This is a genomic window from Sinorhizobium sp. BJ1, from assembly GCF_002531555.1.
In the GTDB taxonomy this organism is placed as follows: domain Bacteria; phylum Pseudomonadota; class Alphaproteobacteria; order Rhizobiales; family Rhizobiaceae; genus Sinorhizobium; species Sinorhizobium fredii_B.
In genome coordinates, this window is sequence record NZ_NWTH01000070.1 from 1 (window position 1) to 9,741 (window position 9,741).

The window sequence follows — 9,741 nt, forward strand, 5'->3', positions numbered from 1 at the left end:
CGGTAATGATATCGCGAGCCGCAATAAGCAGCGGGCCGCCGCTTTCGATCGCGGCGATGGTGACGGTTTCGGATTTCGTCAGGTTGTCTCTGTTGGTTGTTACGAGGCGAGCAATCGTCCTGGCGGAGAGAGTGCGGGTCAACGTAACCTACGCGCATACGTTCGTCTAGCATAAGGCGGCAATACATCGCCGAACCGCTCAGCAAATATCTGTTTCCCACGAAGCACGGAATCACAAGCGAACCTACGAGTGCCAACGAGAAGCTTGACGCGCCTTCCTGAAAGGGGAAGGTCCGCGACTGGCGGCAATAGCGACTTCGGACCGTTCGAGACATTCGTCCGCACGCTGGACAAGCTGCCGTCACACTGGGGAAAGCAGATGCAGGTTCATCGTCAATGTGGGTGATGCGTTTAGCAATGAAGCCAGCCGGTACCAAATCAGAAGCGCAGAGCTTCGTGCTCATCAGGCTGATTCCTTTGTGAAACCAGCAACGCAGCATCGTTACAACTGCATCAAAAATGAGTCACAGCCAAAGTTCAGTTGCCGATTGACACCCTCGACAATGAGTCGCCGATGCAGTGGCACCGAATTGGATGCTTTGGCAGAAGGGGCATCAGACGCGACGGCGACGCCGTCAAAGCGGCCATCCCATCCCTGGAGCACAAGTCCGGTCGAAGGCCACATCAAGCGCCTCAAGACACTCAAGCGTGAAATGTACGAATGTACAGAAGGGCGACGGGCCGCATATGGGCTGCTGCGAAGCCGCCTGTTTGCAGGCGCCTGAATACTCCAGGCGGAGATGGCGGGGCCGGAAGCACTGCTCTGCACCAAAGTGCGAAGGATCCCCAAATTGCCGCTGTCTCTCTAAGGAAGCGCGGGTCCGCTCCGCCGACCGGTAGGGCCGGCGGCGTGTTCCCTATGTAAATGCGGAAAATTATCGACGCACCGTGCAAACTTGTGCGCGCCGCAGGTGATCGGCTGATAACGCGCCGGGCTATCTTTCGAGACGAAGCTACCCAAGGGTGCGATGACCGCGTCATGGTCGGCATCGACGAAGAACGGAAGCGAATAGCGTTCGCGTCCGGAAATGTTCACCACCCGATGCAGGTTGGCGAGGTAGCGACCGTTGGTCAGCTTCTGCACGAGGTCGCCGATGTTGATGACGAAGGTGCCAGGGACAGGATTAGCCTCGACCCATACGCCGTCGCGGTTCATCACTTGAAGTCCCCCGACGCTGTCCTGTGCGAGAATCGTAAGGTTGCCATGGTCGGTATGCGCGCCCATGCCGATGACCTTCTCGTCGACTGCTCCAGTCTGAGGCGGATAGTGTAGCAAGCGCTGGATGGTGATTGGCCTCCTCATCTGTGGTTGGAAGAAATCGGCTGGCAGATCAAGACTGAGTGCGATGCCACGCAATATCTTGATCGAAAGCTCCTTCATCGCCTCGAGATACGAGAAAACGGTCTCCCGAAATCCGGGCAAGCTGGTCGGCCACTGATTAGGCCCGAAGAAGGGACTCTCGAGAGTCTGCCGCTCGGGACCAATATCGAAGCACTCCTTCAAGTCGTTGGTTTTGGCCGGATCAGTGTTCTCGCCAAAAAATTGGATATATCCCCGCAATGCCACGCCTGAATTGCTGATATGCAGCTTCATCTTCTCCTCGGCTGGCAAATCGAAGAATGCTCGGGTGTGGGCAAAGGTCTCGTCTATCAAACGCGCAGGCACACCGTGGTTCCTGATGTACACGAATCCAGCATTGGCCAGCGCCCATCGGATCTCCTTCGCCACCCTTCCCGCGTCGCTTCCGTCCACAAGGGGGGCGAGGTCGAGAAGTGGAACTTTATCGAAGGACTGCCGCTTTGCCTGAAGGCTTTCGTCGAGCTGGGCGAGGTTCGATTCAATCATGGTGCTTCATCCATACAGATTGTGTGCCAGTGTCTTATTGCGCGACGGGGTTTGCCCCGAGGGGAACTTTGGGGACCAAAGGCGTCCTCCCGCCGCACTGAAGAGATGCGCTGCGCCCGGGTAGACTGAGGCAGTCGGAAGAGATTGCTCGTTGGCGTGCTTCCCTGAGCCTAAACGCGTCCAATTTGCGCCGGAAGCCATTTAGACGGGCCAAGTCTGGCAAGATTGTGCGAATTAATCAAGGATCTGGCGGAAAAATAAGGCGCCATGTTCGTTAAGACACGTTAACGTTTTGTTGTGTTGGTAAGGATGTTACATTTTCTTTATCACAAGCAGAACGCAATTTAACAAATATGAACTTGAAAGTACTTCTAGAAGGTTCACTCTGTTCGGAGAATTATGGTCACTTGGAGGAGCTCTTTCGAATTCCGGTCTTATGAGCTCCAATCCAAACGTGGCTCAGGCAAATAGGCGAAGCAACTGGCAGGAACTTTTGCCCGTCAAAACACCATGGTGGCGCGACGCTTGAAAAGTCCTCCCGATACCGACGTGGTCACGCTCGCCGTCCTGGTGACGGGAACCGTCCAGACCGGCCCCGATGGCTACCCCGTAGTGCTCAAGGCCCTTGGCATACTGCACAAAAGCGATTCACGGGCAGTCGTTCGTTCTGGAGATCAACGACGAGGCGACGTTGCGGGGGAAGATCGAAACACTCATCGGTCAGCTCAATCCGATCGGCTTCAGCGTCGAGGATTTGATTGTCGAGCGCGACGGCGTGGAGTTTGCCAAGATGCCGCCGCCCCATCTTTGCGCTTAGTCGCCGATGAGAGAATTGACATCACGCGGGCCGACCACGCTGCTTAGCAGTCGATACTGGATTCGCTCGGTTGGAGCGGCGTGCTGCCAAGCAGCGCCGCACTCAATAAAGATCCGATTTTATTGATAGGAGTAAATGCAATGCCGCTCGCTATGAACCGCGAAGTCTTTATAACATGCGCCGTTACTGGTGGCTCCGATACCGCCGGAACCACACGAAATGTACCCCGCTCGCCAAAAGAGATCGCGGACGCCGCTATTGAAGCAGCAAAGGCTGGTGCTGCCGTCGCGCACATCCATGTTCGCGATCCCGAAACCGGTGCACCCTCGCGGCGCAACGATCTTTACAAGGAAGTCACCGACCGTATTAGGCAGGCCAGCACCGACGTTGTGCTGAATATCACGGCCGGGATGGGAGCAGACGTGGTTGTCGGCAGCGCGGAACAACCGCTTCCACTCGCCCCATCAACCGACCTTTGCGGCGCCACCGAACGCTTCAGCCATATCGCCGAATGCCTTCCCGAGATCTGCACTCTCGATTGCGGCACCATGAACTTCAACGATGGCGACTTCGTCATGGCCAACACGCCGTCAACACTGCGGGCCATGGCAAAGATGACAACCGATCATGGTGTTCGGCCCGAAATTGAGGTCTTCGACACTGGGCACCTTTGGTTTGCCAAGCAACTAGTCGACGAGGGTTTGATCGACGATCCTGTCCTGGTCCAGCTCTGCATGGGAATTCGCTGGGGGGCGCCCAATGACCTGAATACTTTTCTAGTAATGGCCAACAGCGTTCCTGCGAATTGGACGTTCTCTGCCTTTTCTATCGGCCGCGATGCAATTGCATATCCAGCAGCGGCGGTGCTTGTCGGTGGCAATGTCCGTGTTGGCCTCGAAGACAATCTGTACGTGAGCAAGGGCCAGTTTGCTACAAACGGCCAGCTAGTCGAACGGGCTGTGAACGTCGTCGAGAACATGGGAGCGAGAGTGGTTGGACCGGAAGAGGTTCGGGAGAAACTGAAGCTCACGAAGCGGTAAGCAAAGAGTTTACCAAGAGCGCATCCCGAGAGGATGTTTATGGCCGGGTAGCGTCGCGGGCTCACCACTGTCGGTCATCGGTCGGTCTCCTGGTCAGGGGGTGGTTCTCAACACCCCAACATCCAAGTTCCCAATCAGGAGACCGCGCCTCCAAACCCCACCTCTCCCGCGTCAGCGGGTTAGTTCAATCGTGAATGTCGATTGAGCCATCGATCTCACGCTTCAGTTCAACCACTTCACAGCCGGTCTTCTGGTGAAGCTGCGTCGCAGTGGCGATCGCTTTTGGAGCCACATCTCCACCGGCCGCTTCCACCAGCGGGATCAGATAGGGAGGGTCGAAGGGATGGCCGATGATGATCCGCTCTCCATACGTTGGCCGCACCGAGGCTGCCCGCATCATGTGTTTCGAGACCCTTTTGGGTGCACGAGATAGCCAACAGGCTGGGCGAAGGCTTCGCCCTTGAGAAGCAAGATTGCGCGAGCATACACGGGCTTGATTGGATATGACCGGGAGTCTGATGCGCCCCCCTACCAGAGTTAGTATCTCGATACTTGACCATTCAACTGGCATTAACGCGTTCGACATGCGCAGCGCTTTACCACCGCGAAAAGGTCAGGGAAGGCCAGCATATCGATATCTCACTGGTTAGCACCGCGCTCCGGTATGAATGATGTGTTTGAGGAAGTTGCATAAGCAACTGCTTTGGGGGATCAGTAACAATGCAACAAGAGCCGGTTGATTTAGGGCTTCTATCCGGGCGCTGGCACATATAGGGGAGGGAAACCAATATTGTGAGATCGCCGTCAATAATGAAAAAACGCCGGGGATTGTTTTGCCGGCTATGGAACGCAAGGACCCGATCACCGACCCGAGATCAGGCTCCTTGTTGTCAAGGGTGAAGAACGCTCCCCTTCTCCATTCCTTCATCGAGGACCGGGTGGCGAGCTTTGAGGACCCATCAATGTCGCACTGGAGAAGCGTTCCCATCAGCAAGGTTAAGGCGGTCAGGATCTCGTGACAGATGAACACTCTCTCGCCAGAGGTGCATTACAGATATTCCTTCACCAACGAGTGTACTGGCGCGCGGAGTCATGACGATACGGGCACGGGGCCCCTGACGTGTCTTGGCCAAAGCGCCCCTCCCGACCTTCGCGAACACAATGTCGCTTACGCAGTATGGCCTTGGTGCGGAAGAAATCGGAAAGCTCCAGGAATAGTGGATTAAGTCGAAATAAGAAAATCCCTGACTCGGCCGTCATAGTCTTTAGGCATGCGTTCTTCGCAGCAGGTTCTGAAAATCAGCATATATCAGCGCAATAGACATCAAATATTAAGAAGGGAAATAACTTAACATGCCGTACACAAAATTAGCCGTTGAAAAACAAAATGGTTATGTGGTGGCTGCCATCAATCATCCGCCAGCTAATGCGCTGGGGCAACGGGTCCTAATTGACCTGAACACTTTGTTGGATGAAACTCTAGAATATCCCGAAATCAGGGTTATTGTGCTCACTGGCACCGGAGAGAAGCTATTTTCCGCCGGAGCAGACGTAACTGAATTTAACTCGGTTCAAGCCGAAGACAAGTCTAAGATTGAAGGCAACGATCTCTTCTCAAAAATAGAAAACTATCCGAAACCGGTCATCGCAGCCATCCAAGGAAGCGCGTATGGTGGAGGCACTGAGATAGCGCTAGCATGCCATTTTAGAATTTTGGCCGAAACGGCCAAAATTGGTCTTCCAGAGGTCAAATTGGGGATTATGCCCGGCTGGGGCGGTACCCAGCGCCTACCTAGATTGATTGGTAAAACCAAAGCTTTGGAAATGTTGCTGACCGGGGACCCGTTGAGTTCAGAAGAAGCGTTTAGCTTCGGCTTAGTCAATAAAGTGGTTCTAGCCAGCCAAGTACTGCCTGAGGCTATGGCACTTGCTGCCAGGCTTGCGCAGGGGGCACCCGTTGCGATCCGAGGAATATTGAAGGCAGTGACTAAAGGGCTGGAGTCCACGATCGACGAAGGGATTAAGATCGAAGATGCCGCCAGTGCAGTGGTTTCTGCCAGCGAGGATGCCAAGGAAGGTCCAAGAGCCTTCCTAGAGAAGAGGAAGGCTAACTTTCAGGGCATCTAAGTTCGAGAATTATTCGGTTGGAGAGTGAAAATCCGAGCTTTAGAGCTCTAGTTTTTCGAAGACTCGGCCGAATCCATTAGACGCCATTGCAAAACAGCGGTTTGCCTTGACGCGAATTCAGGTGAAGACAAAAAGGACAGGTTTATGAAGGCGTTGCTGAGTAAGGGGATCGGAGGGCCAAAGACCCTGGTTTTGGAGGACGTGCCTAACCCGAAGGCTGCGCCCGGGTCTGCGGTGGTCGAAGTAAAGGCGGTGGGCGTCAACTACCTCGATGTGCTGGTCATCGAGGACAAATACCAATTTAAGCCGCCGCGGCCCTTCTCGCCGGGCGGAGAAATCTCGGGCGTGGTAAAGGAAGTTGGCGATGGTGTGGTCAATGTTAAGCCCGGTGACCGAGTTCTGGGCACGCCTAACTTCGGTGGCATGGCTGAGGAGATAGTCATCGAGGCGGCAAACTTGGTCCGCATTCCAGTCACGATGCCTTTCGACGAGGCAGCAGCGTTTATGTACACCTACGGGGTCTCCCACTATGCCCTGAAGCACCGCGGCCGCTTGAGGTCAGGCGAAAGTCTGCTCGTTCTCGGCGCGGCTGGCGGCGTTGGGCTGGCGGCAGTGGAACTCGGTCGGTCCATGGGCGCGCGGGTAATTGCGGCTGCGTCATCTCAGGAGAAAGTGGACCTAGCACTGGCTCGGGGCGCCGAGTCAGGCGTTGTCTATCCACACGGCTCCATCGACCGTGATGGGCAGAAGGAACTCGCCGCACGGTTCAAGCAGGCTGCTGCCCCGGGTGGCGTGAACCTAGTGTGCGACCCTGTAGGGGGGGACTACGCCGAGGCGGCGGTGCGCTCGATGGCCCGGGCGGGGCGCTACCTGGTAGTTGGCTTCGCCGCCGGCATTCCACGCATCCCCCTGAACCTGCCGCTCCTTAAGGGATGCGACATCCTCGGAGTCATCGACGACGATCGTGATCCGGCGGAGCACCAGCAAGACGTCAAGGAGCTTTTGAAACTGTATGCCGCTGGCAAGATCAAGCCGCACATTTCGGAGCGCTTTTCCCTTGCCCACGGCGCCGACGCCATCGGCCACCTGGCGGCCCGCAGGGCCCTGGGTAGAGTGGTGGTGCTGATTTAGATACGCGAGCGAACGTGGTACTGACCCCATTGAACTGGGTCCATCCTCAAATTGTCCGTCGTCGAATGATTTGAGACGGTTCTGGGCTTTGGAAGAATGGAGTTTCCGGCTCGGTTTGCGGGCTGATTTAGGCCCTTTTTTTTTTGGTGGTTCAAGCAGCGATGCCTGATGGTGTCTCGTTTGGTCCTTTCGCGTTCGAGCACGATGATCTGGCCACGCCCGAAGTGGACATCGGTCGGAGTGAGGTTGTCAAGGCTCTCAGGGTATCGGCAATAGTTGTAATGCTCGACAAAGGCCGCAATCGGGCTTCAAGGTCTTGCTGGAAGAAGTACTTTCGCGCAGGGGGCGCGGTTCTTCAGCGTCTGGTGCCAACGCTCGATCTTGCCCTGCGTCTGCGGATGGCCCGGGAGCACCATGAACCTGTTCGATGGCATATTTCTCTATCCATTCCGCCAGGTCTTTAACCACGTAACAGGGGCGGTTAACCGACATCAGGCGCGGCCTATGTTCGACCTTGACGCGGTATCAGCCTGATGCGGCAAGCTCCAAGTCTAGCCTATGTCGATACCGGATCAATACTCCCCAATGTGCCGTTTGAATCTTCCCCAGTCTGCGCCGTGACCGGTTTTCCGGCGCGTGCCCGGAAGACCGGTCAATGCCATCACTGCTTCCGATGGTCGGAAGGGAATTTCGGTGATCAAGCTGAGGGAGATGATGATGATCCTGGAATCTACATCGGCAAGGTCTGTCGGTGTCAGCGATTCGCTTCGGAAACTTCCACGCCCCGTATTTGGCTCTCCAGTTATAAAATGTCGCTTCCGTAAATCTCTACTTCTTCATTCGTCCGTGCTTCAACAGGCCGGACTCTCTTATGTTCATTTGCAAGCTCTTAGCCGCGTTTTTTCCTTCGCCTTTGACGACGAAGTCATGCGTGAAGCTGATGCACAAAGCAGGAGACAGGGCATTTAGATGACGGCTGGCATACTCTTATGCGCGGGTTTGGCACCGCATTTCCGTGTGTTCGTCTGGGGCTGCCTCTGTCTAATCTCGGGCATGGATGTATCCGCCACACAGAGTCCGCGAGGTTCCCCCACCGGAGCCCTACCTCCAACTTTGCACATCAGACAGATGATTGAGTTTCTCGATAATTTTCCGCCGACGGTCGGTGCTTTGAACCTTTGTTGCAGGAGCGACCTCCTGCCCAATCGCCCACAGGAAAGCGGCCATTTCTCTGGCAATGGCGGTGACAGCGATGACTTTCGGCTTGCCTGCCGCCATCAGCCGTCGATAGCGCGCGCAGAGCCGCACCTGGCCTTTCCAGGCATTCTCGCGAACCGTCCTTGGCAAGTCCCTCCAGCCGTGCCTGGATCGTCGGGCTTACCCGTGCAGGGAAGCGATATGTCCGGGCCCTTCAATGAGGACCGTTCGAGCCCTTGTGTTACCCGCCTTGGTGATCCCACGACGCTTGACCCGTTCGCCCGCCGAGCTCTCCGACGGCACGAGACCGAGATACGCCATCAACTGACGGGGATTATCAAAGCGCCTAACGTCGCCGATTTCGACGACAAAGGTGGCCGCTGTCGTGAAAGCAATGCCGCGCATCGCTTGATAGGCGGCCACAACCGGCGCCATCGACCAGGAAGCTAGCGGTCTCCACTACCATCTTCGTCAGCCTGTCCAGACGCACCCTGGCATCCTCGATGGCCTGGCAATATTCTGCCAACAGGTTTGGTGGGCGGCATAATCAAATGCCTGGCATGCCAGCCATCGTACATGGGCGCGCGCGTCCGATCGTGGCCGATCTGACGCTGGACCGCGAGATGCTGCAGAATGTCATTCGCCGAAAGCCCTGGGGCCTGCTCGCAAGGATGAGATGGTGAAGGGCATGTGCCGCGATTGGATGATCTCGATCCGGCGTGCCGGTGGAGCGTTGAACTTCGATAGGTCGACCTATACTACACCTTTCGCCGTGCCGATCAGGCCGGCCTGGAACGTCGTATTCGGGAGATCTGCGAGACCCGTGTGCGCTATAGCTATCGTCGTGTACATGTGCTTCTAGAACGCGAGGGTTGGGGCACCAACATCAAGCGAACCTATCGCATTTACAGAGACCTGGTTCTGCAACTACGGAACAAAACACCGAAGCGGCGAGTGAAGGCAAAGCTGCGCGACGACAGGCAGAGAGCCGTCGGACCAAACGATGTTTGGGCGATGGACTTCGTGCACGACCAACTCGCGACCGGAAAGAAGCTTCGGGTGCTGACGGTGGTCGACACCTTCTCGCCCTAATGCCGGTGCTTGATGCACGTCACAGCTATCGCGGTGAAGATGTCGTGCAAACTTTGGAACGGGTATGCCGGAAAATTGGCTATCCGAAGACGATCCGTGTCAATCAGAGGACGGAGTTCGTATCCCGCGATCTTGACCTTTGGGCCTGTCAAGGGCGTCACCTTGGACTTCTCAAGCCCCGGCAAGCCGACGGATAATGCTTTCATTGAAGCGTTCAACGGCCGCTTCCGGGCCAAATGTCTGAAGCAGCGTTGGTTCCTGACCCTTGCGGATGCCCGCGAAAAGATGGAGGATTGACGTCGATACTACAACAGGAACGGCTCATGGTGCGATTGGCAATAAGGTGCCGATTGTCAATCGGCACTGAACTTTGGCTCTGACGCAGATTTGGTGCATTGCTTTCATGTCGCGCCAATCAGGCGGGCTTGAAG

General features: G+C 56.0%; 6 protein-coding genes and 2 pseudogenes. 5 read left to right on the forward strand and 3 right to left on the reverse strand.

Annotated elements, in window-relative coordinates:
• Positions 1-865: 865 nt before the first annotated feature.
• Positions 866-1,906, reverse strand: a complete 1,041-nt coding sequence (locus tag CO676_RS33465) for a 2-oxoglutarate and iron-dependent oxygenase domain-containing protein (protein WP_097524213.1) — start codon at positions 1,904-1,906, stop codon at positions 866-868.
• Between the two features lie 625 nt (positions 1,907-2,531).
• Here CO676_RS33465 and CO676_RS33470 point away from each other — a divergent pair.
• Entirely contained in the window at positions 2,532-2,723 is a 192-nt protein-coding gene (locus CO676_RS33470) for a hypothetical protein (RefSeq protein WP_097524214.1), read from the forward strand.
• Between the two features lie 140 nt (positions 2,724-2,863).
• A complete protein-coding gene (locus tag CO676_RS33475) occupies positions 2,864-3,763 on the forward strand; it encodes a 3-keto-5-aminohexanoate cleavage protein (protein WP_097524215.1) in 900 nt (299 codons plus the stop codon).
• Positions 3,764-3,947: 184 nt separating this feature from the next.
• Here CO676_RS33475 and CO676_RS35870 read toward each other — a convergent pair whose 3' ends face one another.
• Positions 3,948-4,145 carry a 3-hydroxyacyl-CoA dehydrogenase NAD-binding domain-containing protein gene (locus tag CO676_RS35870; RefSeq protein WP_210202666.1) on the reverse strand — a complete coding sequence of 66 codons (198 nt, stop codon included), beginning with the start codon at positions 4,143-4,145 and terminating at the stop codon, positions 3,948-3,950.
• Positions 4,146-5,116: 971 nt separating this feature from the next.
• Between CO676_RS35870 and CO676_RS33485 the strand changes: the two genes are divergently transcribed.
• Both CO676_RS33485 and CO676_RS33490 read left to right on the forward strand, forming a co-directional pair.
• The gene (locus CO676_RS33485) at positions 5,117-5,890 is read left to right on the forward strand and encodes an enoyl-CoA hydratase-related protein (RefSeq protein ID WP_097524217.1); all 774 of its coding nucleotides are present in this window, start codon (positions 5,117-5,119) and stop codon (positions 5,888-5,890) included.
• Between the two features lie 144 nt (positions 5,891-6,034).
• Complete coding sequence (locus CO676_RS33490; protein WP_097524218.1) at positions 6,035-7,021, forward strand: NADPH:quinone oxidoreductase family protein; 987 nt, start codon at positions 6,035-6,037, stop codon at positions 7,019-7,021.
• A 1,185-nt stretch (positions 7,022-8,206) separates the two neighbouring features.
• On the opposite strand, the pseudogene CO676_RS33495 reads toward CO676_RS33490, so the two are convergent.
• Positions 8,207-8,803 (reverse strand): annotated as a pseudogene (locus tag CO676_RS33495) (transposase); the annotation flags it as partial.
• On the opposite strand from CO676_RS33495, the pseudogene CO676_RS33500 reads away from it, so the two are divergent.
• Positions 8,794-9,677: pseudogene (locus CO676_RS33500) on the forward strand (IS3 family transposase); the annotation flags it as partial. The pseudogenes CO676_RS33495 and CO676_RS33500 overlap by 10 nt on opposite strands.
• Between the last annotated feature and the right edge of the window lie 64 nt (positions 9,678-9,741).

Bases quoted from the DNA above. Each gene is read 5' to 3' on its own strand.
- CO676_RS33465 (WP_097524213.1), bottom strand. From the start codon at position 1,906: ATGATTGAATCGAACCTCGCCCAGCTCGACGAAAGCCTTCAGGCAAAG.
- CO676_RS33475 (WP_097524215.1), top strand. From the start codon at position 2,864: ATGCCGCTCGCTATGAACCGCGAAGTCTTTATAACATGCGCCGTTACT.
- CO676_RS33485 (WP_097524217.1), top strand. From the start codon at position 5,117: ATGCCGTACACAAAATTAGCCGTTGAAAAACAAAATGGTTATGTGGTG.
- CO676_RS33490 (WP_097524218.1), top strand. From the start codon at position 6,035: ATGAAGGCGTTGCTGAGTAAGGGGATCGGAGGGCCAAAGACCCTGGTT.